Below are 24,635 nucleotides of genomic sequence, written 5' to 3'. Positions count from 1 at the left end.
AAGGGCAATCCTGCAATGGCAGTCGCAACGCTCACGACACCTTTGACGATGTCGGGCCCTTCCCCCACGGTCGACGTATTGATCCCCGTCAGTCTCCCGTCACCCGTGTACGTAATTGCCACATCGGCATCACTGAAAGTTCCACCGAAATCCTTTTCATCGATGGTGGCGTAAGCACTATCGTCGCGCATGTACTCCGTCGTGGGATCCACGACGAGGTTGGTCATCAGTAATCCTTTTGGTGTGCACGACAACGTCTCGGTCACCACGATGCTCGTGCGGGCCTTCGGAAAATAGTAGGTCGCCTTTACAGGAACAGACTGGCCGCAACCTTCCAAAAGGGCCACGGCAACCAGTGGAACAAGCGCTCGCCCGAAACGGACAGACATAATTCCTCCTCGCAACAGATGCGATGTCGAAGAACCGGGAACCCCTCTCCGAGAGATACTGCGCCGAGTTTTTACCGAGGGGTATCAGCCTTTCGGCTGGCTATGCGAAATCGGCAAATTCACGCGTACCGCAACCCGAGTGCGCATCTGGCTGTAAAGATATGCGCATAGAGTGGGTATCGGCTCTTATAGAATTCGCGGCCGACTAGGGGTAGGGGCGCATGTTGCAACTTATCAACGACCGTCTGTGGGCGGAACTCGAGCCATTGGTCCCAGTAGATCGCAGGCCAGGCAAGCGCGGTCCCAAGGGCCACGGCGACAGGGTGGTGATGGAAGGCATCGCCTATGTGATGACCCGCGGCATCGCCTGGAACTCTCTTCCGCTGGGCATTTCGGGCGTGTCCGGTCTTACCTGCTACAAGCGGCACAAGGCCTGGGCTTCGGTAGGCGCTTGGGAGGGGATCGAGGAGACGCTTGTTGCCGGGCTTGCGCGTGGTGGCGTTCGGCCCAGGAAGTCGTTGGCGGCGGCGGGCGACTAGGTGTCCCGAAGCATGACGGACGCCAATGGTGCGACCATCAGCTTTCCGCATGTGACCAAGGCGCTTTGGGCGATTGGCTGTCTCTCGGCTACACCTTTACATGATAGACAAAACTAAGAACGGGCATACATGAGCGGTGCAGAGGCCATGGAGCGGTTGAAGTCACTGCTCGGAAACGACTCGGGAGTCTACGTACCCCCGGCCGTTGACAGGGCGGAGTATGTTCAGACCGTCGGAAAAGACATCCTGTCTCATTTATGTGAGCCGTTTGCGGTAAGTGCGACCGTGGTCGCGCCAGGTTTCCCGGACGAGAAACCCGGCAGCCTGATTTCCGGACTTTGTATAGCCAGAACCGCCGGCTATTGGTTGGTTTATCAGTCGTCGAAGGACCGGTTTTTATGCTTTTGGGGAACAAACGAGGACAGTTTGAGCGCCCCTGGCATATTCGGGAGTCCTGTGTACTGTTGGACCGCGTGAAAACGAAGCTTAAACAGTCCCGGTGCAAGGGCTAGGCCAGGCTGGATCGAAACTTCTTGCTAGCCATTGACGTCATCAGATATTGCGATTGATGATCGTCTTCACCGTGGAAGTGCCATCGCGGCTTGCTCTAGGGGAAACATCATGTGGTCTCGTTTTCGTCGTCTCTTTGGGGTGACGCGCGCTGGTGTGCGTGTTTTGCCCCGATCTACCGAGGGGGAGGACACATTGAACCATCGGCCGCATAAGTTGCTGGTAGCGTCTGTGAGCACGCGCCTGGCATCGGTGAACGATGAAGGCATGCATCTTGAGGTGCTCGCAAAGGAAGACTCTCTACCTTATTCATCGGAGCTTCTATTCTCCGTCGTCGCTGTGGAAGGCGAGAAACTGCTTCTTGAGTTTTTAGCTGACAAGGTTTTCGTACGTGTTCCGATCGAAGACGTCGAGAGAGCCTTGGTCATGGCAAGGAGTCAGGTGCATTCGGAGGGTTGGTATCCATAGCCTTGTGGAGCGCCTTCGAACTTGACGCATGGACATCCAAATGAAATCAAAGTATAGGCGTACATTCACAAGCTGGGTTTGCGCCCTCGCGCTCGGATGCCTGCTTACCTTTCCCACGGTGCCACGATATTGGTGGGGTACCGTCATCGGCGTGATTTACGCGCTTTTTGCGCTGAAGCTACTCTATAGCCCGAAAAGCAGAAGACTCATGATCTGGGGTTGTGTAGGCGGTTTGGCGGTCGGAGGGATTGTTGGAACGCTTTCCGCAATTCATGGCCGCTTCGATGGTGGCATTACCTTCCAAGATTGGGGTTTTCTTGTCTATATCTACATGATCGTGATTGTGTACTTGATTTATCTGATCTGGAAAGAAGAGGTCCGAGTTAGCGCGGGAAGGGCTGGCGTAACGCAGCCAGCTAGTGGGTGATCAGCGGTAGGCGATAGTAGCTATCCCTCTACGAAGCCAGCTGCAACTTCACCCAAGCAATCGCATCTTCACCTTCCAGAACCTCCTCGCTCTGGGGATCCTCAAGCCTCCCGCCGCTTATGGCAGCCAGCGCACCTGAAGCTGATAGCGCCGCTATCAGTTCAAGCGGCCGCGAGCCCACCGAAAACTGCACGGTGAAGTTGAGCTCGGGCGGTAGTTCCAGTTCCGCCGCGTCTTCTGGCTCGGTTTCGAACGAGTAATACTCAAACCCCGCGAGTTCATCGCCGATGGGGCAGGGCAGGAAACCCGTCATGGTGTCGACATCGAAGTCGGTGTCGAGGTCGCCGGGTAGTTCCTCGTTTTTCATCACCGAGAGCCATTTCTCCGGCGTGGGCATTTTGCTGCGGGCAAGATAGACGTACAGGTCGTATGACATAGGGTGCCCCGGCTGGTGTGGGGAGCTTGACCCCCAATCCCGACCTAAGCAAGTAAACCTTTAGCCAGGTCTATTGCTGCGCCTTCATGGTTGCTCGAAGCGCTGGGTCCAGCACGTTCATTTGCCGTTTTTGCTGGAACATCGCCCGCTCGTCTCCCTTGAGCTTGCAGTTGCGCGAGAGCACGTCCGCGCCTTCGGATGTCTTCGCCATCACGTCCTGCACGTTCACTACCACGCCCATGGTGTCGCCGAGCGGATCCAGGGCGGCGCAGACGTCGTCGATCATGCGATTGCTGCGCAGTTCTTGTCCGCTCACCAGCACCAGCAGGTTCTCGTTGTCGATCCATGTGCTGGTGCCTACGCCGGGCAGGTTGCGCAGGGCGGCGCGTGCGGCTTCGTGATCCACCGTTCGCCGGAAGTCGGAAAGATGTATGGCTTGGTACGTGTTGCGTCTCTGGGCATCGAGCGCGCCAGCGGCGAGTGTGCCTGCGGTGGCCGCAACGTTGCTGGGAAACCGGGGCACGGCCACGGGGTAGGCTTCCCGTACCAGGCGAGTGGCCGACTCGGGAGGATCCTGCAGCCCAACGTATGCCAGGGCGAGCACCAGTATGGCGGCGACAATGCTGCCAGCGATGATCATCGGGTCGAGATCTGGGTCGGCACGCCGCCGGGAGCGCACGACGGCTCCGCGGGCGGGCGGAAAAGGCACGACGGATGGCAGTGGTGGCGCAGGGACAAGCGTTGGCAGCGATGCCTGGAAAATCCGGCGCACTTCGGCGCCATCGATAAGGGAAATGACGGGGCATTGGGCAGCAGCTTCCAGGGCTGCTTTCGAAAATTCCCCGCTGGTGATCAGGATCGCGCCCGTGGCGTGCTGGGTGTGCATCACGCCGATCAGCTCGTGCACATAGTTGTGCGTTACCTGGAGCGCGTTCCAGTGCTTGCACTGGACCACGATGTATTCATCGTCCCGGTAAAGCTTTATGTCGATGCCGCCGTCGTAGCGCTCGTGGGAGGCGCCCGTACCCGAATGCTCCACCCGATAGCCAAGCTGCCGGTAGTGCTCGGCGAAGAGGCGTTCGAATGCCACCCAGCTGATGCCCGCGAGTTCGTCCGTGTAGCGGTACTGCACCTTCTTTCCCTGGCGATAGATGCCCATGTCCCTGGAGCCCCTCTTCATCTGCGATGTTGCCAACAGGAGAATATCGGCCGGGATGAATGTTGCTTTAGGCTATGCCGCTCCTGACTGGCGGCTGGCTGTTCAAGCCCGACGGGAGGCTGCCGATATATGGATAACCCATGCCCTTTTTCGGCACACGAGTAATCAAGGATTTGGTGACGAGTAATGACGCGCAGATGCTGGACAACCTTGCTTGCACTGGCCGGTCTTGCCCTGGCGGCTCCGGCTTCCGCCGTCGATTGCGCCTCCTCGCCCGCCGGCCATAGCGACCAGGCTGTTTGTGCTTCCCCGGCGCTCACCCGGCAGGACGACAAGCTAAAGCACTTGCTCGACACCCGCGCTCCGTCGGATGCCCTCGGCAGTTCCCAGGTCGACTGGGAGAAATCGCGCGCCCGGTGCAACGGCAACCAGGCCTGCCTGGAAAGCGCCTACCGCTCGCGCCTGGCGGCCGTGCAGGCTTTCGCGCCCAAGGCGGAGCCGCCGCTGCGCAAGCCGAAGATTGTGATCTCGGAAATTCTTCCCAACGGTAAGCTCGTTCCCATTCCGCCGGTGGTGAAGGGCGCGTCCAGGCCCAGGGCCGATGTCACTCCTACGCCCGATGTTGGTCGTAGCGCCGACGAACTCCTCGCTGCGGCTGCCGGCCCCACCACGGTCACCGAAAGCACCAGGGATGGCTGGATCGTCCCGGCCCTGGCCCGCTGCGGCATCGTCCTTCTTCTGCTTCTGGCTCTGGCCTACGCATTGCGCCACTTCGTGGGGCGCTGTCCATCATGCCGGCACTGGAACAGGAGCCGTGTGATCAGGGTTATCGCCGATCGGGCAACAGGGCATCGAAGTGCGGGGCAGCCCGATGTGCGCGATGGATCAAGGCACCGGAGCGCGTCGCCGACACAAAAGCCCCTGATCGTGAGTAAACGGGTTTATGTGTGCGGCGAATGCAGCATGCGCTGGGAGCCCGGACAGAAGGTGGAGTCGTTGCGGGAGACGGCGTAAGAAATGTTGCCGAATAAGCCTATAACCGCGCCCTGCGTAATTTCTTACACGATCTAAAGTATCGGTGGCTTGGCCCGATACCCTGTAGACGGGCGGAATATTTATTCCGCGGGCCGGGCGACTTCCGCGATCCGGTCATAACGGGGTTGGGTTGACACATGGTGGTGTTGGCAGGGGACAACTTGCATTCCGGTGCCCTCCAGGCGACGCCCTGGGGCGCGGTGCCATGAGGTTCTTCCACGCCGGTGCCTTCGAGCGCCAGTCGTCGCGCGCCGTCAGCTTCGTCGGACTGGCACTGGGTGTGCTGCTGGGCGTGGCGCTGGTGGTGGGGCTGTGCGAGGACAGGCAGACCCGACTCTCCGCGGCCCATGACCGCACCCTGGCGCTGGCCGAAGGCGGCGAGCGCCTGGCCACCGAGCAGATGCGCAGCGTGGACCGCACCCTGGCTGGCGTGGTGCAGGACATCGAGCAGTTCGAACAGGATGAGCCCGACAAGGCGCCGGCATTGATTGCCCAGCTGATGGTGCGCGTGACCGCGCGTCAGCCGGAGATCGAAAGCGTACAGCTGATGGGCCGCGGCCAGACGTTACCGCCGTGGGTATTGACCCGCCAGGCGGGTCCCCGGCCGGGCATGCGCTTCGGCCCTATCGAGAAAGTGGATGGGCGCTGGCTGCTGCCCATCGTGGTGCCGATGGTGGACGGGCGCTGGTTGTTTGCGCGTCTTAATACGCGCGGGCTGCAGAACCTCGTGGACGAGCTTGCCACCGGCCATATGGGCGTGGCGACCGTGGCGGACTATTACGGGACGATCCTTGCGCGAAGCCGGCAGGCATCCGCCCTGGTGGGTGCGTCGGTGAGACGCCTGCAGTCAGGCGAGCACGTTGATCTCTCCAATTTCGTCAGCGCCGTGGACGGCGTGCATCGCCTGGTGGTGAACAGTTCATTGGGTGCCTATCCGGTACGCGTGGGCGTGGGTGTGCCCCTGCGTGCGGTGCTGGCGCCGTGGTATGTGTTCGGCGCGGTGGCGATAGTGGTGTATGGTCTGTACTGGATGGGCTACGGCTATCTTTACCGCCGCGTGCGCGCCTCGGAACGCTCGCGCGATGAATACGTGCGCACGCTTACCGACACCAGCCGCCGCCTGGAGCAGGCTCAGCGGGCGGGGAATATCGGTAGCTGGAGCATCGTGAAGGGCTCCACGCGCATGTCGTGGTCGAGCCAGGCGGCATTGATCCTGGGGCTCGGTGCCGCCGACATCGTCACCGCCCGGGACACTTTCTACAGCATGATCCATCCCGACGATAAGGCGGCCTACTTCGAAGGTGCGGCGCGTGCGTGGGCCGACGAAGGTGCGGTGACGCTCCAGTACCGCGTGATCCGTCCCGACGGTTCGATGCGCTGGATTTCTTCCACCGGATCGCTGGTGGAGGAGAAGGGCGTGGTCACGCTTACCGGCACCATCAGCGATATCACCGAGCGTATGACGGCGCAGGAACATCTGGCCTTCCGCGCCACGCACGACCCACTGACGGGCCTGCACAACCTCGACGCGCTGGTCGAAGACCTCGACCGAACCAAAACGTCCCGCGCGTGGTACGACCTTGCCTATATCCAGGTACGCGGCCTGGATGTGATCACCGATACCTTCGGGGTGTCGATCGGCCGCGATGTATTGAAGGTGGTGGCGGCGCGCTTTGAGTCGCTGGGTGCCAAGTTCGGCCAGGTGGCCCACCGGCCGGGCGAGACCTTCGTGGTGGCGATGTTCGATCGATCGCGCCACGACGAAGCCCTGGCGGCGCTGCTCGCCGCGGCCACGGAGCCGGTGTCTTCGGAGGCCGCTGTCCATCAGCTAGATGCCCGGATAGGACTGGCCTCGTACCCGGCCGATGGCATCCATGCGGAAAAGGTGGTGGGCAACGCAGCCCTCGCCGCGCAGGAGGCGGATGTGGCCGAGGGAACGGTGCGTCGTTTCGAGGCCGCCATGGCCGATCGTTCGCGCCTGCGCCTGCAGATGACCGCGCGCATGCGCGATGCCATCGAGGGTAACGACCTGGAGTTGCATTTCCAGCCGGTGATGAGCGCACTCACCGGCAACGTCGTGATGCTTGAGGCACTGGTGCGCTGGCCGCAAGCCGATGGCGGCATGATTCCTCCCTCGGAATTCATCCCGCTGTGCGAGGAAACCGGATTGATCCTGCCGTTGGGCAGTTGGGTACTGCGCCGCGCCGCTGCTGCGCACAAGGCGCTGACGGCGGCGGGTTGGGGCCGCCTTTCCATTGCCGTGAACGTGTCGGCCATCCAGTTCGCCCGCACCGACCTTGCGCAGGAAATTGCCCGCGTGGGGGAAAACTTCGGGCTTCGTCCCGGTGCCCTGCATATCGAGCTCACCGAAAGCTCACTGATGCGCTACCGCGACCTTGCCCGCCGCACCATGCATGCGTTGCAATCGAAGGACATCCGCGTGGCGCTGGACGATTTCGGCACGGGGTTTTCCAGCCTGGCGTATCTTAAGAACTTGCCGATCAATAGCGTGAAAATCGACCGTGCATTCATCCAGGAAGTGGATAGCGACCCGCGATCGGCGTCGATTTGCCTTGCCATGATCGGCCTTAGCCACAGCCTGGACCTTACCGTGGTGGCCGAAGGCGTGGAGACGGCAAGCCAGCACGCCTGGCTGCGCAATCACGGCTGCGATTTCCTGCAGGGCTTCCTGTTCTCGCATCCATTACCGCTGGATGCGCTGCTGGTTCACCTGCGTCAGTCGGAGGAAGTACCGGGGGATGCGAAGACGGTTTCGCCATCTGAAGTGTAGAGGCGGCTCATGAGTTCCCTGTGATGCGCTTCGGTGGATTCATCCATCGGGAACATGCATTCGACGCGGAGTTCCTGCGCGGCAACGGTAAGCGGCGTACCCACGGTGCTGACCATCGAGAAGTAGTTCAATGTGCGGCCATCCTTGATGAAGCTTAAGGGAACCACCGGCAGTGCCGGGTCGTCGGTGGCTGGGTTGCTGTCTTCTTCGTCGATGGCCGGATAGGCCATGAGTTCATCCAGGAGCTCTCGTGTGCGCTCATCCAGAACGTGGCCCACGGCTTCGCGCCGGACACGCTCCAGCAACCCTTTCGAAGCACTGTTCCAATTCGCGATGTAGGGCCTTATGCCGGCTGGGTCGAACATCAGGTGCAGCAGGTTGCGCGGACTGGGGCGGGCGGCAAGATCAACGAAGGCGCCGAAGAACCGCGGCGCTGCATCGTTGGTCATCAGCACATTCCAATAGCGGTCCATCACGATGGCGGGGAAGGGTTCGTGTTGCTGTAGCACGCGGGCAAGGGCACGGTTGACGGCGGCCATCTCATCGGCATTCCATGCCTCATCCACGTAGACGGGCGCGAATCCTGCCGCCAGGAATAACTGGTTGCGCTCGCGTAGTGGAACCTCCAGTGCCTGGGCGATGGTCGCCAGGGATTGCCGGCTGGGGGCGCTACGGCCACTCTCGATGAAACTCAGGTGCCGCTGCGAAATTTCCGTATCGAGCGACAGCTCGATCTGGCTTTTCCCGCGAAGGTCACGCCAGTGGCGGAGCAGCCGGCCAAGTTCACCGCCGGCTGCCTGGGTTTCATTCCTTAAGGTCACGGCATGTCCTTCAGAACTCCGTTGGACCGACCGCACCCAGCCAGCGGCTGACTTTGCTGGGGTCGTTCTGGTCCATGTAGAAAAAGTGAGCCATGGTGGGGCGCACCACGGGGAGGCTTTTGTCGTCGAAGGTCATACGCACCTTGCCGTGGAACATCTTGATCGATCCGCCATCCCAATACTCCACCACGTCGTGATGGGCCGTGAAGCCACGATCGATGAATTGCCTCAAGTTATCGCGGATGGTGTTCCGGCCGTGCCAGTCGGCCACACCGAGGTTGCATACAGCGTCGTCGGCGAGGCAGTCGAAGCCCTTGCCGAATGTCTTGTCATCGATCTCCTTCCAGAAGTCCAGCAGCCACTGCGGTGGATCCTTTTGGGTGAAGTTCATCGAGGTCATCTTAAGTCTCCTGTGTTTTCCTGCATTGACCCGTGGGTGCATCGCGTGTGGGGACGCCGGGCAGGGGTGAACTATCGGCGACTATCGATGGGCTCTCAATTACATGCGAGGTAATAAGGGCCAGCCGGGGCTGTACTATTCCCCGTGCCAGTCGTGGGCGCGGGTTTCTTTTCCATCAAAGGACCGATCATGCTTTTCTTCGCCATGGCCTTGTTTGCGCCCACCCTCGCCGATCCGGCTGATTTTTCCTCGCGGAAGGCCGAGGCGCAGCAGCTGGAGGCCTCGCCCGAGGGTGCCGCGTATGTACGCAAGTACAGCTACCTGGTGAGGCCTGCGATGCGTGGCTGCGTGCCGCCGGGCGCATCGGACCCTGCGAACCTGGGCAGCTTCAGCGTGGTCGCCGACGTCCTGGGCAATGGCCAGCTATATGCGGTGGACGTGAAGCCGAAGACGAGCGTGGCCACGTGTTTTGCCGAGCAAATCGGCCATGCCACCTTCCCCACGCCACCCACCAACGGCGGCAAGAATTACGTGGTGGTGATCGACATGACGATCACGCCCTGACAGTTCTCAATGCGCGGCGGCCGGCGAGGTCGGGGTGTCGCCGTGGGTCCGCAGGTACTCGCGCATTTTTGCCAGGGTGAGCTGCTGGTCGATGCGGTCGGCGAAGTGGTCCACGATGTATTTCGCCGCGCTACGTGCATCAGGCCTGTTGTGCTGGATCAGGATGTTCGCGCGGACCACGTAACCCGTGGGCGCTTTTGGGTCGACCTTGATCAGGCGGTCGATGGTGGCCAGGGCCTGGTCCACCCGGTTGGTGCGGCTGTAGATCTCGATCAGCTGCGTCATCGCCGTGATGTCTTCGGGGTCGATCTTCAGTACGGCTGAGTATTCCTCCTCGGCGCGCTTTTCTTCCCCGGTCCGGGCATAAGACAGGGCGCGGGCGATACGTGCCTCGGTGTCTTTCGGGTCGGCCTTGACGAGCCGGTCGAATTCCGCCTCGGCCCAGGCCTTTTCGCCGCCGGTATAGAGCATCTGCGCGCGGTACAGGGGGATGCTGGTGTCGTTGGCGACGAACCTTAGCGACTGGCTATAGAGCGCAGCCGACAGCTTCGGATCCTGCCCGAACGTGCTGGCGCCGGCCGCATCGAGCACCGCATAGGAGTCACCTTCATCCAGCGCGCGCTGCACCATCCACGACGGGTCATCTTCGTCGTAGCCTGGTCCGAAATCGTCGTTGATGATCAACCGGAGCAAAGGATTCTTCGGAATCAATGCCATGGCTTCGCGCGCCTGGGCGTCCTTGTCGGGCGTGCTGCGCATGGCCTTGTACCAATGCGAGATGGCCACGGCGCGCAGGCGGAAACTCAATGGATCCACGGCAAGGCCGCGCTTGATGGCCTGCTCGATATACAGCGGCTCGGCGGACATCCAGCCGACGTAGATCATCGATGAATACACCGGCAGCACCATGCTGTCGCGCACCACCGCCATGTCCAGGTCCTGCCTGGCCAGGTGCAGCGCGGTGTCACGCGCCTGGATCGCCCTGGGCTTGTATTCCTGGATGCGGGAACGGATTGCCGGGTCGTTGCGCAGCGCCTGGGCGCTCTCATGTTCCATGTTCCACACCGCGTGCGAGGCGCGCTGGGCCTCGCCCTGATGAGCGATGCCGCTGGCAGCCAGGGCGAAAGCGCTGTCGGGCCGCTGCTTCATCCACGCATCGATCATTGGCCTCGATTCGGTGCACGAGCACTCGAAGTCCAGTGCGATGTAGGCATGCTCGAGCAAGCCGGCGTGCGCCGGGTCGTGCAGCTGGGCATCACGGTAGCCGGCAAGGATCCTGTCCAGTTCCGCGGCACGGCCCCTGGCTACCAGGTCTTTCGCCTGGGCCATGGTGATGATCGGCTGCGTGCGGTAACGGCAATAGGCCGTGGTGGTATCCGCATGCCAGTGCATGCCCGGTGGGTCGGGATAGGCCAGGCAACGTTGCAGCGGATCGCGGATTTTCTCGGCGGTACGCACCTTGGCGAAGTAGGCCGTATAGGCCGCGTCGCTGATGGCGGGTACGGACGCGGGGCGCTCGGGCGGCTTGGCCGGGGCGGCCGGCAGCTTGCCGCCGTGATGTGGCCGGCTGGCCTGGTGGATCTTCGCCAGCATCTGGGGTGTCATCGCGTGGTAGGTGGCATAACCCATCCACCCAATCAGTGCCCATGCACCCACCACCAGGGTGACGATGCCAACGATGGTACGCGCGCGCATGGTAGTCCTCCCGACTCCCTCCGGTGGGAATATTCTCACACGGCGAAGGGGTCGGGCAGGGGCCGTTTCTCGGCCGGATGGACTAGTGCAAACACATGCCCGGGGGGTTCGGGCCGCGGGTCAGGGCCGCTTCTTCAGGGCTTCGGGGTAATACTGAGGTTGGTATCGGGCTTGGGTATCTGGCCATCACGGATGTCCGGCAGCTTGCGCCAGGCGCGGCCCATGTCCACCAGCGCCGCGGCGCGGCGGAGCATTTCGGCCAGGCGTGCGGCGTCCTGCTGGTAGGTTTGTGCGTGGTCGGGATAGCGCATGAGGTACGACTGGAAGGATTCCTTTTCCACCGTGTCGCCATCCCATGCGGTGGTGAATTCATCCAGCGTCTGTTCCATGCGCGCCATCGCCACCAGGAAACGTCGCCAGCGGTGTTCGTCGAAATTGAAGACGTCCCGCGCGAGTTCCCCGGCGCTGGCGCCGTAGTGGGCCAGCTTCCCCACCATCGTGGCGTCCATGGTGAGGTTCAGGCCGCCTTCGTCGGGCTTCAGCGCCACGTGCACGATGCGTTCGCGATAGCCGGGCAGGGTGCTTTGCAGGTTGTCCTGCCAATCCTTGGCGGCGTCGATCAGCCGCTGCAGGAAGGCCAGCAAGCCGCCTTCGATCGGCAGGATGGGAATCAGTACGCCGCTGTTGGCGGTTTCCGGTAGCCAGGCGCGGCCGGGGCCGATATTCCTGGTGGGGTTGAAATCGTCCAGGCTGATGCCGAAGGTGGGATGGTTGGGCCAGAGCTTGTCGAAGAAGTGGATGGGAAAGTTGCTGGCCAGGCCGCCATCGCTGAACAGGCACAGGCGCGGAACGCTGCGGCCGGCGGCCTCGTTAAGCGTGAAGTCCCGCGCATAAAGCGGAATGGCGCTGATCAACAGCGGGAAGCTCAGGCTCATCCGTGCACCGATGGCCACGGGCAGCTTGCCGTCGGGCGGCAGGTGGAAGAAATCGTCCGCGGGGTTGCCGGTGTCGAAAGCTTCGCTGTTGGCCATGAGGTACTTCATCACCCGCGACGGGAACAGGTTTTCAAATTCCTGTTTGCGGAAAAGGAAGCTGTGGTCGCGCATCGGTACGGTGAACGGCCGGCGCATCATCAGGTTGGTGGTCATCATCCGCAGGGAGACCGACGGTGTACCGCCCGGTGGCGCGGCCAGGTCGTCGAAGGTCAATGGCGGGTCGTCGGGCCCGGTGCCGCGACCGGCAATGTGGTCGATGAGATCGGTGAGCCAGTCGGTAAGGCCGGGTGTGTCGAAGCCGCGTTGGGTGCTTCCCGGGCATAAACCATAGCCGTTGGCCGGGACTTCGCGCGTGATCCGTCGGTACAGCGTGGATGCCACGGCGACGATACCGATCAGTACGAACAGCCCCGCGCCCCACGCCACGGCGTAGCCGATCGGTGCGCCGGAAAACACGGCGACGACGCCGAACACGACACCCGCTACCAGGCCGATCAACCAGCGCCCGACGAAGCGCCGCACGGCGATGCCCAGCACCCGACCGATCCTTGCGATCCACGAGCCCGGGGCTTGCAGGGCAAGGAAGATATCCAGCAGCGCCGCAAGCCGGGGCGATGGCTGGAACAGGCGCATCAGGTGCCCGCCGATCTGCCTGGGTACCTGGCTCAGGCGCACGAAACCGCCGGAGGCGCGGCCGTACTCCGCAGCGGCCGTTACCGCTGCGGCGATGGCACCGGCCGAGGTGCCACCGATGGAGTTGAAGCGGAAATCCTTGGCCAGCTCAGCTGCGGCCAGCGGGTACACCACGCCGCTGGATACGCCGCCCTTCATCACCAGGTCGCAGATGCGAGTGGGGTGGGTGAAGTCGCTTTGCTGGTACGCATCGGCTTCGGTTGGCATGGCTTGCTCCGCGTCCGGCCTGGAGGATGTTTCCATGTCTTAAGCTTGCCTGTCTTCGGTGTACGGAAGGAAGGCCGTGGGTCACCGATTTGCGTCCGGAAGAAGCGATTGTTGCAACGGCTAGCGCGAAAGCATTGATTCGCTCGCGTCCCATAGGTGACGGGCGCTGCTTTCATCGATGGCGTATGGGAGTACGCCGTTGGCGCCGCTCGTGCGCGCCCTGGCATCGTTGCTCGTGGAGACCTCGCCCTGGTGGATCGGCGAGATGTCGGCATTTTCGGCATAGACGCCGCCCAAGCCATCGAGCTGAGGGCTGACGGCGCACCAGACGCTGGTGGCCGCGCCCTGCGGGACGGTCTTGAGGTTGCGCGATGGGTCCAGGATGGGCTTGCCGTCTTCGTCGATCACGCCGGCGCTCTTGAGGTCTTCGCGTGACATGTGCTTTCCAAGGCCTGTATCGATGATCAGGCCCGGATGCACGGCAAAGGCGCGGATGCCGTTGGCCTGGTAGCGGGCGTCCAGTTCCACGGCGAAGAGAATATTCGCCGTCTTCGACTGCCCGTAGGCTGCCCACGGGTTGTATTCGCGCCGTTCGAAGTGAATGTCGTCGAACACCACCGGGGAATAACGGTGGCCCCACGACGACACCGACACCACCCGCGCACCTTGTGCACGCTGCAGCGCCGGCAGCAGGCCTCGCGTCAACTGGAAGTGGCCAAGGTGATTCGTCGCGAACTGGATTTCGTAACCACGGGCATCGCGTTCGAAGGGCGTTGCCATGATGCCGGCGCTGTTGATCAGCATGTGCAGTGGCTGGCCGGTGGCTACGAAGCGCGATGCGAAGGCGTCGATGGAAGCAGGGTCCGTCAGGTCCATCGGTTCGATGCGGGTATTGCTGATGCCAGCGAGCGTTTGGGCGGCCTTGGTTTCGTTGCGTGTGGGCACGATCACATGGGCGCCGGCATGGGCCAATGCCCTTACGGTTTCTACCCCGATACCGGAATAACCGCCGGTAACGAGGGCGATCTTGCCCGTGAGGTCGATGCCGTGGATGACGTCGGCGGCGGTGGAGGCGGCATCGAAACCGGACTGAATGGGCTTTTGGGGAGAGCGCATCGGGGATCCTGGGTGGGTGGACTATCCTGAAGATAGGGTCTGTGACCCGGACTTTGAATTATTGAAAGTCCGTGATTCTTGCGTAATAGTCCGACCATGGCTTCCGATCCCTTTTCCGACATTCTCTCGCTTACCCAGGCGCGTTCACTGGTGACCGGTGGTTTTACCGCCGGCTCGCGCTGGGCCGTGCGCTTCCATCCGAGCGGCCGGGCAAAATTCTTCGGCGTGGTGCGGGGGTCCTGCTGGCTTTCCATGGAAGGCCGCGAACCGTTGCACCTGGGCGAGGGCGACGTGTTCCTGACATCGGCGGAGAGGCCTTATGCGATGTCGTCGGATCCGGATGAGCTGCCCGTGGATTCGAAGGTCGCTTTCGCGGGGCAGGACGGCGCCATGAAAGTCCTTGGTGAAGGCGATGAATGCCTGCTCATCGGTGGCCACGTCGAACTTGATCCCGTGCGGGGGAATATCCTTCGCGATGTTCTGCCGCCCTTGATCCATGTGCGCGCCGACAAGCCGGAGGCGGCGGCCACGCGCTGGTTGCTGGGTCAGCTGGTGGCCGAGCGGGAGAACGATCCACCGGGCGCGGCATTCGCTTCCGCGCAATTGGCGCAGCTGATGTTGGTGCAGGTGCTTCGCGTGCATCTGGCCACCGGCGACCCGCTGGACACGGGTCTTCTTCGTGCCATCAACGATCCACGCATCGCCCCGGCACTTCGCCTGATGCACGCCGAGCCCGGCCGCGCCTGGCAACTTCCGGACCTCGCAAAAGCCGCGGCGATGTCCCGCACCACGTTCGCCGAGTACTTTAAATCTGTCGCAGGCGTGCCGCCGCTGGCCTATCTGGCCCAATGGCGCATGCGCCTGGCCGAGCGCTCCCTTCGTGAAGAGAACACCCCCATCGCCCGCATCGCCCAATCCCTCGGCTACGGCACCGAAAGCGCCTTCAGCCACGCTTTCAAACGCATCACCGGCATGGCCCCCGGCCAATACCGAAGAGCCGCATTAGGGGTCAGATCACCTTTCGTCGGGCCGGAATCTTCGGGGGTCTGACCACCGATGACGAGGAACAGGGGGGTTCTTAATGACTCTGACCCCTAATAAGGGGAATTTACATGCGTGCTTGCAATGAATGTGATGAAGAGTATTATTGCGTCCATGCTTAAGTTGCCTCCAGACATGGATCCGCTCGCCGCCAACCTGATTGGCGCCATTTTCCCCATCATTAAGGACGGCCAGACCGGCGTGGTCTCGGCCATGGCGGTGTTCGACCTGACGTTTTCGCAGTTCCGGATCTTGTTCGTGCTCGATAGCGAGGGCACGGATCTGGCGGTCAATGAACTGGCGGAGCGCATCTCGCTGTCGTTGCCGGCCGCTGGGCGGGCTGTCGACGCCATGGTGAAGATGGGGCTGGTGTCGCGGCGCGAGGACGACATTGACCGCCGGGTGAAACGCATCGCACTCACGGCAGCTGGATCCGAAGCGCTGGCGCAGATCGCCGACGCTCGCCGGGGCGCTGCGGAGCGTTTTGTCAAAAAACTTAGCGATGAAGAGCGCGCTGCGCTCACTACCGCGGTCGCCACGCTTAGCGACCTCACCCGCAAATACTTCGCTGGCAGCCCATGGGCTACCGGCAACTCCCATTGTTCTCCGGAATCCCCTAAATGAATGCTCCTTCACAGCCCAGTGCCCCGCGGGCACTGGATCGCGCAACCCTGCGCATCGCTGCTGTTGTCGTGCTCGGCAGTTTCATGTCGATCCTCGACACCACCATCGTCAATGTCGCGATCAAGGAATTGTCGCGCTCGTTTGGTACGTCGCTGTCCATTACGCAGTGGGTGTCCACCGGCTACATGCTGGCGCTGGCCACGGTTATTCCCCTCACGGGGTGGGCGGCCGACCGCTTCGGCACCAAGCGCCTGTACATCGGTTCCATCGCCTTGTTCGTGCTGGGGTCCGCCCTGTGCGGCATGGCATGGTCGGCCACCTCGCTGATCGTCTTCCGCGTGCTGCAAGGCTTCGGCGGCGGCATGATCATGCCTGCCGGCATGACGATCCTTTCCCACGCCGCGGGTCGTGATCGCATGGGCCGGATGATGGGTCTGGTGGGCATACCGATGCTGGTGGCGCCGATCGTTGGCCCGATCCTGGGCGGCTGGTTCGTCGACGACATCTCGTGGCGCTGGATATTCTTCGTGAACCTGCCTATCGGTGTCATCGCCTTGTTCGCGGCGTCGCGGATCCTGGAACGTGACGAACCCAAGCCGCACCACGCCCTGGACTGGAGCGGGTTGCTGATGCTCTCGCCGGGCCTGGCCATTTTCGTTTACGGGCTGGCCGAAACGGCCGCCGGTGGCGGCTTCAAATCCCCGGATGCGCTGGGTGGCGTGGTAGTCGGGCTGGCCCTGGTTGCGGCCTTCGTTTGGCATGCAAGGCGCAAAGAGGGTGCATTGATCGACGTGCGCCTGTTCCGGAGCCGGATAGTGGGTGCGGCTGCAGCCACGTCGTTCTTCTTCGGCACGGCATTTTTCGGTTCGGCCTTGTTGCTTCCGCTTTACTTCCAGCTGGTGCGTGGTGAATCCGCTTTGCACGCCGGCCTGTTGCTGGCAGCGCAGGGCCTGGGCGCGATGATATCCATGCCGATTGCCGCGCGCCTGACGGACAAGACCGGCCCCGGCCGCATCGTATTGGTGGGCATGACGCTGGTGGGGCTGGGCCTCATCGGCCTGACGCAGATCCAGAGCGACACACCGCTGTGGATGGTGGAAATCATGCTGCTGCTGATGGGCCTGGGCATGGGCGCAACCATGATGCCGGCGATGACCGCCGCACTGAGCAGCCTGCAACGCCACGAAATCGCCCGAGTCACCAGCGGCATGAACGTGGTGCAGCGCGTGGGCGGGTCGGTGGGCACGGCACTGCTGGCCGTGGTGCTTTCGAAACAGATCGCCGCGCTGATGCCGGCTAACGGTGCCTCCGAAGGCGGTCTTTCCGTGGCACACGCGATCACGCCAGCCATGCACGAAGCGATGCTGCCGGCCCTGGGCCGCGCCTTCGGCCACACGTTTGTCTGGGCGCTGGGCATCATCGCCCTGGGGTTGGTGGCCGCCACCTTCCTGCCGCGCAAGCGCGCCGTGCACGACACCGGCGAAGCATCCGTAGCGACATTGGTCGACTAGCCCTATAAGGGGTCAGAGTCATTTTCCCGCAGCGAGCGCTATAAGGGGTCAGCGCTATAAGGGGTCAGAGTCATTTCCCTAAGCTTGGATGGGGCAATAATGACTCTGACCCCTTATGGTTTCTGATAGGGAAATAATGACTCTGACCCCTTATCGATGACTCTGACCCCTTATCGTTCCTTATGGTTTCACAGCTGTTTGGTGAAGCGTCGCGCTTCGATGCCGTAACCCATGGCGCGGTAGAACTGGTGGGCACCTTCGCGGTGGTTGCCGCTGGTGACTTCGATACGTGAGGCGCCACGGGCGAGGGCCCAGTGCTCGACGGCACGGACAAGGTAGCGACCGATGCCCTGCCGTTCGCGTCCCTGGCGCACCGATAGTGCGGTAATCCGCACCAGTTCCCCGGCTTGATGGAACAGGGGAATCGCGTGCGCGCTGGCCACGCCGGTAAGTGATGAGATTTCGGCACATACCAGCACGATGTCGCGTGGTGATTCCTTGAAGTGGGCGAGGTGGATGGCAATCGCTTCCGAGGTGGTGCCGTAGCCTAGCGACTGCATGCATGCGGCGATTTCGGCTGCATCGCGCACGCATCCGCGGCGCACCAGATGGGTGGAAGTGGCCATGGCTTCGCTCCGCTTTTTTGCGTCGATGTCCTGCAGCGTGTGGGCTCATTGGGGCCGTACAGGGGCGGCGGTGAGGCGCAATGGGCCCGTGTGTGGCCTTTCGCGGGCGGATATCCCGCCGGTCCCTTGAATTCCCGGGATGCAGAATGCCGTGGCGGCCATGTATCGAGCCGGGGGCACTTTATCTTCAAGCGGCAGAAGGGCATTCTTTCCGGTCTCGTAGTGCAGGAAGGGCCGACGATGACGATCCTGGTGACTGGTAGCGCCGGCCACCTCGGTGAAGCGCTGGTGCGCCGCCTTCGTGCGGAGGGCGCGGCAGTCCGCGGCCTGGACATCAAGCCGTCCCCGTTCACCGATGTCGTGGGTTCGATCACCGATCCTGCCGTGGTCGAGCGCGCCATGGACGGAATCGCCGCGGTGTTCCATGCCGCCACGTTGCACAAACCACACGTGGCGACGCATCCCCCGGGCGACTTTGTCGACACCAACATCAACGGCACGCTTGCGTTGCTCGAACGCGCCGTGGCGAACAAGGTAAGCGCCTTTGTCTTCACCAGCACCACCAGTGCCTTCGGTGCTGCACTGACGGCGGGGCAGGACGAGGCCGCATGGATCACCGAGGACGTGCGTCCCGTACCGAAGAATATCTACGGCGTGACCAAGGTTGCCGCCGAGGATCTGTGCGAGCTCTATCATCGCAAGCGGGGGCTACCTGTTGTGGTGCTGCGTACTTCCCGGTTCTTCCCCGAGGATGACGATGATCCGGCGAAGCGGGCGGCATTTGCGCTGGCGAACATGCAGGCGATGGAGTTGTTGTACCGGCGCGTGGACATCGCCGACGTGGTCGACGCGCACCTTGCCGCCGCTACACGCGCCCACGCCATCGGCTATGACCGCTTCATCGTTTCGGCAACCACGCCTTTCAGGCGGGACGAGGCGTACGCGTTGCGGCACCACTTGCCCAACGCCATTGCTGCTCACTTTCCCGATGCCGCTGCCTTGTTCGAAGCCCGAGGCTGGCGCATGTTCCAGGGCATCGACCGCGTTTACGACAATGCCCGCGCCAGGGAATTATTGGCCTGGAAACCGAAGCATGATTTTGCCCACGCACTGGAACGAATCCGTGCAGGCGCGGATTTCCGTAGCGACATGGCAATGGCCGTGGGCGTGAAGGGCTACCACGACGAGACGTTCGATGAAGGCCCGTATCCGGTGGATGCACCTCATTGAATGGCACTGCGAAACCTCACTGGGCTTCGCGAACTGGTTCGGCCACGCACTCGCGCGGCGCTGACCTTTGGCACATGCTCTTGTGGCACTCTGGTTGCAGATTCGACGCCTGCCAAGGGAGCTTTCGATGACACCTTTCATCTGTATCACCTGCGGTACCCAGTACGAACCTTCCGATGCCCCGCCGAGCGAGTGCCCGGTTTGCGTGGACGAGCGGCAGTACGTGGGATGGGACGGCCAAGAGTGGACCACCCACGCGGAACTGCAGGCGAAGAACAAGCTGCGTATCGAGGAAGACAACGGGGTCTTCGCGGTGAGCATGCCGGCCGGTTTCGCCATCCCGCAGCGCGCGATGCATCTTCGTACCGATGCTGGGAATATCCTCTTTGAGTGCGTGAGCATGGTGAATGATCAGGCCGTGCAAGCCTTGCGCGCTCGCGGCGGGGTAGATCGCATCATCATTTCGCACCCGCATTTCTATACATCGATGGTGGAATGGAGCGAGGCACTTGGTGGCGTTCCGATCTTGCTTAACGCTGCCGATCGCGAATGGGTGAAGCGATCATCGCCGCGGATCGAGTTCTGGGAAGGCGATCTCAATGTGCTGTCTCCCGACGTCACGCTTATTCGCACTGGCGGTCATTTCCCCGGTTGCACGGCGTTGCACTGGAAGAAAGGCCCGCGGCCCGGTGGCACGCTGTTCGCCGGCGACACGCCGCAGGTGGTCTTCGACCGCCGGCACGTCACCTTCATGTACAGCTACCCGAACTACATGCCGATGAAGCCGTCGGACGTGCGCGCCATGCGCGAGCGCCTGGCGGGATTTGAGTTCGAGGATGTGTACGGGTACACGTGGGGGCGGAACATCATCGGTGGCGGCCGTGCCGCCGTGGATGCCTCGTTCGATCGTTACCTGGCCGATACCGGTAGTTAGCGACGGTTAGTGGTTGCGGCGATTCAGATAGACCGGATTGCCAAGCAAAATCAGTCTTCCATCCGCGGCGTGTCCTTCGGCACGGATCCAATGAGGTTTGCCATCCCCTTGGATGCGTGCCGTCACCGTGCCCGTCGTTGAGGTGCCGTCGGGCAGGGGCTTGCCATCGAGCAACAGGACGATCTTCGAGCCAGGGGGCGCTTTCATGGTCGCCTGTGCCCTAACGTCGCTACCTGCGGGTGCGGTAAGTTCATCACCCATGCCGGCTTTTGTGTTGCCCACGCTGGCCTCAAGGTCAATCATGCCGTCCGCCGTGCCTTCGGTATCGATGAAGACATGCCCGGCGCGAATACCATCCAGGATGGCCGGCATCGACAACGCCGTGGCGTGCACGACGGTGGTCGGCGTGCCGACGGGAATATCCGGCTCGGTAAGGATCGGCACGGCGCGGTGGTTGTCGCTGCCACCCACGGCCGTGGGCCGGAAGCCCTGCGCCAGTTGATTCTCCCAGAAGGGAATACCTGAATCCGGACGTACCGCGTCGGTACCGTTCACCGCCTCGACGGCCTGCACCAGGTGCATGTCCACGGGCGGTTCGGGTGTCCAGCCGCAGCCCATGCATTTCTCGCCGCTGGGGCGGATGGCGTGGTTGATGGAAACAACGCCATGCAGCGGTGCGACGCTCTTCAACAGGGCGTTCCAGTCCGGAACGGTCTTGCTGCCGACGCGGAAGTCGACTGAGGTTGGCACGCCCCACAGGTTGGCATGGCCCTGGAAGGTGGTGAGTTCGCGGCCGGGAATAAGCAGAAGGTTGTCGAAGTAGGGTTGCAGTTCGCGGATGTCGCTCAGGTGCGAAGAGGTGTTGTGGTCGGTGAGGGCGATGAAGTCGAGCTTGCGCTTGGCCGCCGCTTCCACGGTAAGGAATAACGGGCAGGGCACTTTCACGTGGTTGCCCTGGCTAAGGCAGCTGCCGTCGCTATGTGCCGTGTGCATGTGCAGGTCGCCGCGGTACCAGCCAGGTTGCTTGCGCAATGGCGGGTTTAGCACATCGGGCCCCCACGCGGTGGCGGCATCGCGCGAGAACCACACCTTTGCCGTATAGCTGGCATGTGCATTGGCTCGGATGTTGGGGATACCCAGCAGCAGCGTCCACTTGCCGGGGCGAATCGCCCCGGGCAGGAAGCTTGGCGTGGCGTCGCTGGCTGAGACGGTGAAGATGCGCTTGCTGCCACCCGCCCAGCCGCGGAACCCATCCTGGCCCTTGAAACCATCCGGGCCGAGCAGCCCCAGGTCGATCGTGGTGTGGTCTTCCTTGCCCGTGGCCTCGAAGGCGATGGTGATGCGGGTGACGCCGGCGGGAACGTCGAAGGTGACGTTCCTATAGGTGTGGTTGTCCTTACCGGTAATTTCCCCGTGCAGTGTGAGGTCGCTCTTGTCTTCGGCCCTCGACGGCACGGGCGCAAACAGCAACCCGGCCACCAGGGCGATAGCAGCAATTCGCAGGTCCACCGTCAGAACCGGTACATGGCGGCAAGGCGGAAGCTACGCCCCAACAGCGGGCGGGCGATGAAGGTATTGGCACCGGCATCGGCGCTTGCCAACTCGCCAGCGCGCGGGTTGCCCTCGGTCAGGCCGAGTGAATTATTCAGGTTATCCGCATAGAAGAATGTCGACAGGGCTGGCGTCCAGTCGTAGCGGGCGCTGAAACCTACTGTCTTGTACGAAGGCAATACCACGGAGTTGGCGGTGTCGACGAAGCGCTTGCCTTCGTATTCGTAGGACACCTGCAAACGCAGGCGGCCATCGAGCAGGTTCACGCCGGGCACGATGCGATAGCTTACCTTGGGCACCCGGATCAGCTGGTCGTCCTCGTAGTCGCGCAGCACCGGCGCGCCGGCCACCACTTCCGTATAGCGCAGGCCCTTGTACTTCGGCTGCTGCAGGGTGGCGTTGAACTGCACGTCGAACATCTTGCTGGGATAGAGCGTGCCTTCCAGTTCCAGGCCGTAGGTCTTGGTATCGGCGTAGCCCGTTTGCGCGGTGGAAGCCTGGGAGTTCGGGTCGAAGACGTAGTTGCTGAACTGCACGTCGTTGTACTTGGTGCCGAAGGCCGTGGCGTAGAGGTCCACGTAACGATCGCTGTACTTGTAGCCCGCCTCGCCCAGCTTCATCGTCTGGATGATCGGCACGGCCGTTGGGCTGGTGATGTACGAGCTCAACGACGGCAGGCGGAAGGTCGACGTATAGCGGGCGAACAGGCCCTGGTGCTCGTCGAACTGGTAGTTGGCGCCGAGCGTCCAGCCAAGCTTGTGGAAGCTGTGGTCGTAGTGGGCGTAGTTGCCGTTGCCGGTGGAAATGTTCGAATCGGCAAGGGTACCCAGGTTCACGGTCTGTTTCAGCTCCGTGTAGCCCTTGGTGTTCACCTTCTCCCAACGCGCACCACCATCGATGCGCAGCTTGTCCGTTACCTGCCATTCGTCCGACGCGTAGAAGGCGTTGGTCGAGGATCGCCCGTTGGCGTGCTCCCACTCGTAACCATTGCGGTAGATGCCGTCTTCGGTGAGCGTGCCCACCGGGGCGCCGGCGGCATTGAGCGCGATAAGGTCGAGTACGCGGGCGTTATTCTGTGCGTCGAGCAGCACCGTGGAGGAATAACGGTCAAAGCGCTGGCTGAAGTTGGCCAGGTAGTAGCCCAGGCTGATGTCGTGCGTCTGGTCGCCGAACTCGAACTTGCGAAGCAGGCGCGTGTCGTTGATCAGTTCCTTTACCGGCATGGTCACGCCGCGTGCGCCACCGAGCACCACCAGGCCATTGCCGTTCTGGTTGGCGGTGTCGAACACCTGGCCGTTGTCGTGGTAACGGAACTGCAGGGCGGTGGCGCCCGGGTAACCAGCGAGCTGCTTGAGGTTGTTCGAATCGGTAAGGAACGAGCTTGCGCTTTGCAGTGCATTGGGGAACACGCCGTTGCGCGTGGTATCGGTGTCGCTGTAGCGAAGGCTCTCGGCAAGCTTCCAGTCATCGCCCAGGTCAAGGTTGAACTTGGCCGTGTACTGGGTGCGCTTGACGTGCGTGCCTTCGCTATTGTCGAAGTCGTACGGGCTGCCATCGCCCTCGCGCAGCACCAGGTGCTCGGTTTCGGGGCCGGCCAGGGTGCCGTAGTTGCCGTTGAAGCCAGGCACGGCGCGGATGTCGCCATTGCTGTTGGTGCGCATGGGGATGCCAAGGTACAGCGCCACCTTGTCGTCCAGGTGCTTGACGTCGAAGCTGAAGTCGCCACCTTCGAATTCCTTCGACAGCACGGCGCGCAACTGGCCGCCCTTGTCTGCGTCGAACCCCGTGCGGCGGATGCCGTCGTCGACGCGCCAGAAGCCGCCGACACCAAGCTTCCAGCCCTGGCCCACTGGTGTGCCATACCAGAAATCGGCACGGTTCAGGCCATAGTTGCCCACCGTGTACTTGATCAGGCCATCAGGGGTATCGCCGACCTTGCGGGGGATGAAGTTGATCGCGCCGGCCGGTGCGTTGGAATAGAACACCGACGAAGGGCCACCACGGACCACTTCGATGCGCTCGATGGTCTCGTCCAGGCGAAAGGCCTGGTCGGCATTGAGGTAGCCCAGGGCCGGGTCGTGCTGCACGGGGATGCCATCTTCGAGCAGGGTCACCGAACCGTAGCCATCGACGGGAATACCGCGGGCGCGGATGTTGCCGCTCGCCTCGCCGCCGGATGCTTCCACCCAGAAGCCAGGAACCGATTTCACCGCTTCGGTGACGCTGGTGGGTGCCTGCATGCGCAGGCGGTCCTCATCGATGGTGGTGACGGAATAGCTTGTTTCGGCTTTGGTGCGGGTATCCACGCCCGAACGCGCGGTTACAACGACGTTCTCCAGCGAGGTCGCTTTCTTCTCGGGGGGAGTTTGATTGTCGGCGGCAGTTGACTGGTCTTGTGCGAAAGCTGGAAGGGCAAGTGCCCCCACCGTGGTGAACAGGGCGACGCGAAGGGCGCGGCGCAGGATCAGGGAAGACATGTCGTGGACGACTCCGGTAGGGAACGAAGGCGGCAACGGGAGGGTTCACACCGTGGGGACGGCGTTACGGGTGATTGCATGCCGCGGCACCCTCCCGGGCTCGCAAGACATTCAACGTAAGAAATCCAGGTTACGCAGCCACGCCACCGGCGTGACGATTAAGTTTCAATCGTGATAAACCGCACTAAATGAGACATTAAGGCTTCGCACCATCATTTTTTGCCAAACAGTTCGCAAAAAATTCCGATGCAGTGCAACACAGCAACCATTAGGGGTCAGAGTCATTTATCGCCGCTACGGACTGCCACGTCCCTGGTGAGGTGTGCTGGTTGTGACATTGATATGACTCTGACCCCTTATTGAGCACTGACCCCTTATGGGCGGCGGGAAGCGCAA

Annotated in this window: 22 protein-coding genes; 11 read left to right on the top strand and 11 right to left on the bottom strand. The window is 62.3% G+C overall.

What is annotated here, in order from left to right; genetic code table 11:
* On the bottom strand, positions 1 to 389 hold a 389-nt coding region (locus VGM61_RS00670), incomplete at its 3' end, for a hypothetical protein (protein ID WP_331520768.1).
* A 221-nt stretch (positions 390 to 610) separates the two neighbouring features.
* On the opposite strand from VGM61_RS00670, the gene VGM61_RS00665 reads away from it, so the two are divergent.
* The 3 genes from VGM61_RS00665 to VGM61_RS00655 all read left to right on the top strand — a co-directional run bounded on the left by VGM61_RS00665 (position 611) and on the right by VGM61_RS00655 (position 2,333).
* The gene (locus VGM61_RS00665; RefSeq protein ID WP_331520767.1) at positions 611 to 928 is read left to right on the top strand and encodes a transposase; all 318 of its coding nucleotides are present in this window, start codon (positions 611 to 613) and stop codon (positions 926 to 928) included.
* 741 nt (positions 929 to 1,669) lie between these two features.
* Positions 1,670 to 1,906: a hypothetical protein gene (locus tag VGM61_RS00660; RefSeq protein ID WP_331520766.1), complete on the top strand. Its 237-nt coding sequence runs from the start codon at positions 1,670 to 1,672 to the stop codon at positions 1,904 to 1,906.
* A gap of 28 nt (positions 1,907 to 1,934) precedes the next feature.
* Positions 1,935 to 2,333: a hypothetical protein gene (locus VGM61_RS00655; RefSeq protein WP_331520765.1), complete on the top strand. Its 399-nt coding sequence runs from the start codon at positions 1,935 to 1,937 to the stop codon at positions 2,331 to 2,333.
* A 28-nt stretch (positions 2,334 to 2,361) separates the two neighbouring features.
* On the opposite strand, the gene VGM61_RS00650 is transcribed toward VGM61_RS00655, so the two are convergent.
* Both VGM61_RS00650 and VGM61_RS00645 read right to left on the bottom strand, forming a co-directional pair.
* Positions 2,362 to 2,769 (bottom strand): hypothetical protein, encoded by a 408-nt coding sequence (locus tag VGM61_RS00650; RefSeq protein WP_331520764.1) that lies wholly within the window; start codon positions 2,767 to 2,769, stop codon positions 2,362 to 2,364.
* Between the two features lie 70 nt (positions 2,770 to 2,839).
* Positions 2,840 to 3,928, bottom strand: coding sequence for a restriction endonuclease (locus tag VGM61_RS00645; protein ID WP_331520763.1), 1,089 nt, complete (start codon positions 3,926 to 3,928; stop codon positions 2,840 to 2,842).
* A gap of 186 nt (positions 3,929 to 4,114) precedes the next feature.
* Here VGM61_RS00645 and VGM61_RS00640 point away from each other — a divergent pair, with 186 nt between their 5' ends.
* Both VGM61_RS00640 and VGM61_RS00635 read left to right on the top strand, forming a co-directional pair.
* Positions 4,115 to 4,942, top strand: a complete 828-nt coding sequence (locus tag VGM61_RS00640) for a hypothetical protein (protein WP_331520762.1) — start codon at positions 4,115 to 4,117, stop codon at positions 4,940 to 4,942.
* A gap of 226 nt (positions 4,943 to 5,168) precedes the next feature.
* Positions 5,169 to 7,754, top strand: a complete 2,586-nt coding sequence (locus VGM61_RS00635; protein WP_331520761.1) for a putative bifunctional diguanylate cyclase/phosphodiesterase — start codon at positions 5,169 to 5,171, stop codon at positions 7,752 to 7,754.
* Here VGM61_RS00635 and VGM61_RS00630 read toward each other — a convergent pair.
* Together VGM61_RS00630 and VGM61_RS00625 are read right to left on the bottom strand one after the other, a co-directional pair.
* Complete coding sequence (locus tag VGM61_RS00630) at positions 7,700 to 8,575, bottom strand: helix-turn-helix transcriptional regulator (RefSeq protein ID WP_331520760.1); 876 nt, start codon at positions 8,573 to 8,575, stop codon at positions 7,700 to 7,702. The genes VGM61_RS00635 and VGM61_RS00630 overlap by 55 nt on opposite strands.
* Before the next feature lie 10 nt (positions 8,576 to 8,585).
* Positions 8,586 to 8,975, bottom strand: coding sequence for a hypothetical protein (locus tag VGM61_RS00625; RefSeq protein WP_331520758.1), 390 nt, complete (start codon positions 8,973 to 8,975; stop codon positions 8,586 to 8,588).
* Positions 8,976 to 9,164: 189 nt separating this feature from the next.
* On the opposite strand from VGM61_RS00625, the gene VGM61_RS00620 reads away from it, so the two are divergent.
* Positions 9,165 to 9,539, top strand: coding sequence for a hypothetical protein (locus VGM61_RS00620; RefSeq protein WP_331520757.1), 375 nt, complete (start codon positions 9,165 to 9,167; stop codon positions 9,537 to 9,539).
* A 6-nt stretch (positions 9,540 to 9,545) separates the two neighbouring features.
* Here VGM61_RS00620 and VGM61_RS00615 read toward each other — a convergent pair whose 3' ends face one another.
* The 3 genes from VGM61_RS00615 to VGM61_RS00605 all read right to left on the bottom strand — a co-directional run bounded on the left by VGM61_RS00615 (position 9,546) and on the right by VGM61_RS00605 (position 14,245).
* Entirely contained in the window at positions 9,546 to 11,234 is a 1,689-nt protein-coding gene (locus tag VGM61_RS00615; RefSeq protein ID WP_331520756.1) for a tetratricopeptide repeat protein, read from the bottom strand.
* A gap of 134 nt (positions 11,235 to 11,368) precedes the next feature.
* Positions 11,369 to 13,129, bottom strand: a complete 1,761-nt coding sequence (locus VGM61_RS00610; protein ID WP_331520755.1) for a hypothetical protein — start codon at positions 13,127 to 13,129, stop codon at positions 11,369 to 11,371.
* A 120-nt stretch (positions 13,130 to 13,249) separates the two neighbouring features.
* Positions 13,250 to 14,245 (bottom strand): oxidoreductase, encoded by a 996-nt coding sequence (locus VGM61_RS00605; RefSeq protein WP_331520754.1) that lies wholly within the window; start codon positions 14,243 to 14,245, stop codon positions 13,250 to 13,252.
* A gap of 96 nt (positions 14,246 to 14,341) precedes the next feature.
* Here VGM61_RS00605 and VGM61_RS00600 point away from each other — a divergent pair, with 96 nt between their 5' ends.
* The 3 genes from VGM61_RS00600 (at position 14,342) to VGM61_RS00590 (ending at position 17,421) form a co-directional block, all read left to right on the top strand.
* Positions 14,342 to 15,295, top strand: a complete 954-nt coding sequence (locus VGM61_RS00600) for an AraC family transcriptional regulator (protein ID WP_331520753.1) — start codon at positions 14,342 to 14,344, stop codon at positions 15,293 to 15,295.
* Positions 15,296 to 15,370: 75 nt separating this feature from the next.
* The gene (locus VGM61_RS00595; RefSeq protein ID WP_331520769.1) at positions 15,371 to 15,910 is read left to right on the top strand and encodes a MarR family transcriptional regulator; all 540 of its coding nucleotides are present in this window, start codon (positions 15,371 to 15,373) and stop codon (positions 15,908 to 15,910) included.
* Complete coding sequence (locus VGM61_RS00590; protein ID WP_331520752.1) at positions 15,907 to 17,421, top strand: DHA2 family efflux MFS transporter permease subunit; 1,515 nt, start codon at positions 15,907 to 15,909, stop codon at positions 17,419 to 17,421. The genes VGM61_RS00595 and VGM61_RS00590 overlap by 4 nt, the downstream gene beginning before the upstream one ends.
* Before the next feature lie 188 nt (positions 17,422 to 17,609).
* Here VGM61_RS00590 and VGM61_RS00585 read toward each other — a convergent pair whose 3' ends face one another.
* Positions 17,610 to 18,047 carry a GNAT family N-acetyltransferase gene (locus VGM61_RS00585; protein ID WP_331520751.1) on the bottom strand — a complete coding sequence of 146 codons (438 nt, stop codon included), beginning with the start codon at positions 18,045 to 18,047 and terminating at the stop codon, positions 17,610 to 17,612.
* A gap of 240 nt (positions 18,048 to 18,287) precedes the next feature.
* On the opposite strand from VGM61_RS00585, the gene VGM61_RS00580 reads away from it, so the two are divergent.
* Positions 18,288 to 19,277 carry an NAD(P)-dependent oxidoreductase gene (locus tag VGM61_RS00580; protein ID WP_331520750.1) on the top strand — a complete coding sequence of 330 codons (990 nt, stop codon included), beginning with the start codon at positions 18,288 to 18,290 and terminating at the stop codon, positions 19,275 to 19,277.
* 127 nt (positions 19,278 to 19,404) lie between these two features.
* Positions 19,405 to 20,211 (top strand): MBL fold metallo-hydrolase, encoded by an 807-nt coding sequence (locus tag VGM61_RS00575; protein WP_331520749.1) that lies wholly within the window; start codon positions 19,405 to 19,407, stop codon positions 20,209 to 20,211.
* 6 nt (positions 20,212 to 20,217) lie between these two features.
* On the opposite strand, the gene VGM61_RS00570 is transcribed toward VGM61_RS00575, so the two are convergent.
* Together VGM61_RS00570 and VGM61_RS00565 are read right to left on the bottom strand one after the other, a co-directional pair.
* Positions 20,218 to 21,720: a CehA/McbA family metallohydrolase gene (locus VGM61_RS00570; RefSeq protein WP_331520748.1), complete on the bottom strand. Its 1,503-nt coding sequence runs from the start codon at positions 21,718 to 21,720 to the stop codon at positions 20,218 to 20,220.
* Positions 21,721 to 21,722: 2 nt separating this feature from the next.
* Complete coding sequence (locus tag VGM61_RS00565) at positions 21,723 to 24,239, bottom strand: TonB-dependent receptor (protein ID WP_331520747.1); 2,517 nt, start codon at positions 24,237 to 24,239, stop codon at positions 21,723 to 21,725.
* Positions 24,240 to 24,635: the final 396 nt, after the last annotated feature.

This window comes from Pinirhizobacter sp., assembly GCF_036499745.1.
Taxonomy (GTDB): Bacteria; Pseudomonadota; Gammaproteobacteria; order Xanthomonadales; family Rhodanobacteraceae; genus Pinirhizobacter.
Note: the sequence above shows the minus strand (reverse complement) of the source record. Positions and strands in the feature narration are given on the sequence as shown.

What these genes read in the sequence shown, in the direction of transcription:
- VGM61_RS00665 (WP_331520767.1), top strand. Translation starts at nt 611, where the DNA reads ATGTTGCAACTTATCAACGACCGTCTGTGGGCGGAACTCGAGCCATTG.
- VGM61_RS00655 (WP_331520765.1), top strand. Translation starts at nt 1,935, where the DNA reads ATGGACATCCAAATGAAATCAAAGTATAGGCGTACATTCACAAGCTGG.
- VGM61_RS00650 (WP_331520764.1), bottom strand. Translation starts at nt 2,769, where the DNA reads ATGTCATACGACCTGTACGTCTATCTTGCCCGCAGCAAAATGCCCACG.
- VGM61_RS00645 (WP_331520763.1), bottom strand. Translation starts at nt 3,928, where the DNA reads ATGGGCATCTATCGCCAGGGAAAGAAGGTGCAGTACCGCTACACGGAC.
- VGM61_RS00640 (WP_331520762.1), top strand. Translation starts at nt 4,115, where the DNA reads ATGACGCGCAGATGCTGGACAACCTTGCTTGCACTGGCCGGTCTTGCC.
- VGM61_RS00635 (WP_331520761.1), top strand. Translation starts at nt 5,169, where the DNA reads ATGAGGTTCTTCCACGCCGGTGCCTTCGAGCGCCAGTCGTCGCGCGCC.
- VGM61_RS00625 (WP_331520758.1), bottom strand. Translation starts at nt 8,975, where the DNA reads ATGACCTCGATGAACTTCACCCAAAAGGATCCACCGCAGTGGCTGCTG.
- VGM61_RS00620 (WP_331520757.1), top strand. Translation starts at nt 9,165, where the DNA reads ATGCTTTTCTTCGCCATGGCCTTGTTTGCGCCCACCCTCGCCGATCCG.
- VGM61_RS00615 (WP_331520756.1), bottom strand. Translation starts at nt 11,234, where the DNA reads ATGCGCGCGCGTACCATCGTTGGCATCGTCACCCTGGTGGTGGGTGCA.
- VGM61_RS00610 (WP_331520755.1), bottom strand. Translation starts at nt 13,129, where the DNA reads ATGCCAACCGAAGCCGATGCGTACCAGCAAAGCGACTTCACCCACCCC.
- VGM61_RS00605 (WP_331520754.1), bottom strand. Translation starts at nt 14,245, where the DNA reads ATGCGCTCTCCCCAAAAGCCCATTCAGTCCGGTTTCGATGCCGCCTCC.
- VGM61_RS00600 (WP_331520753.1), top strand. Translation starts at nt 14,342, where the DNA reads ATGGCTTCCGATCCCTTTTCCGACATTCTCTCGCTTACCCAGGCGCGT.
- VGM61_RS00595 (WP_331520769.1), top strand. Translation starts at nt 15,371, where the DNA reads ATGAATGTGATGAAGAGTATTATTGCGTCCATGCTTAAGTTGCCTCCA.
- VGM61_RS00590 (WP_331520752.1), top strand. Translation starts at nt 15,907, where the DNA reads ATGAATGCTCCTTCACAGCCCAGTGCCCCGCGGGCACTGGATCGCGCA.
- VGM61_RS00585 (WP_331520751.1), bottom strand. Translation starts at nt 18,047, where the DNA reads ATGGCCACTTCCACCCATCTGGTGCGCCGCGGATGCGTGCGCGATGCA.
- VGM61_RS00580 (WP_331520750.1), top strand. Translation starts at nt 18,288, where the DNA reads ATGACGATCCTGGTGACTGGTAGCGCCGGCCACCTCGGTGAAGCGCTG.
- VGM61_RS00575 (WP_331520749.1), top strand. Translation starts at nt 19,405, where the DNA reads ATGACACCTTTCATCTGTATCACCTGCGGTACCCAGTACGAACCTTCC.
- VGM61_RS00565 (WP_331520747.1), bottom strand. Translation starts at nt 24,239, where the DNA reads ATGTCTTCCCTGATCCTGCGCCGCGCCCTTCGCGTCGCCCTGTTCACC.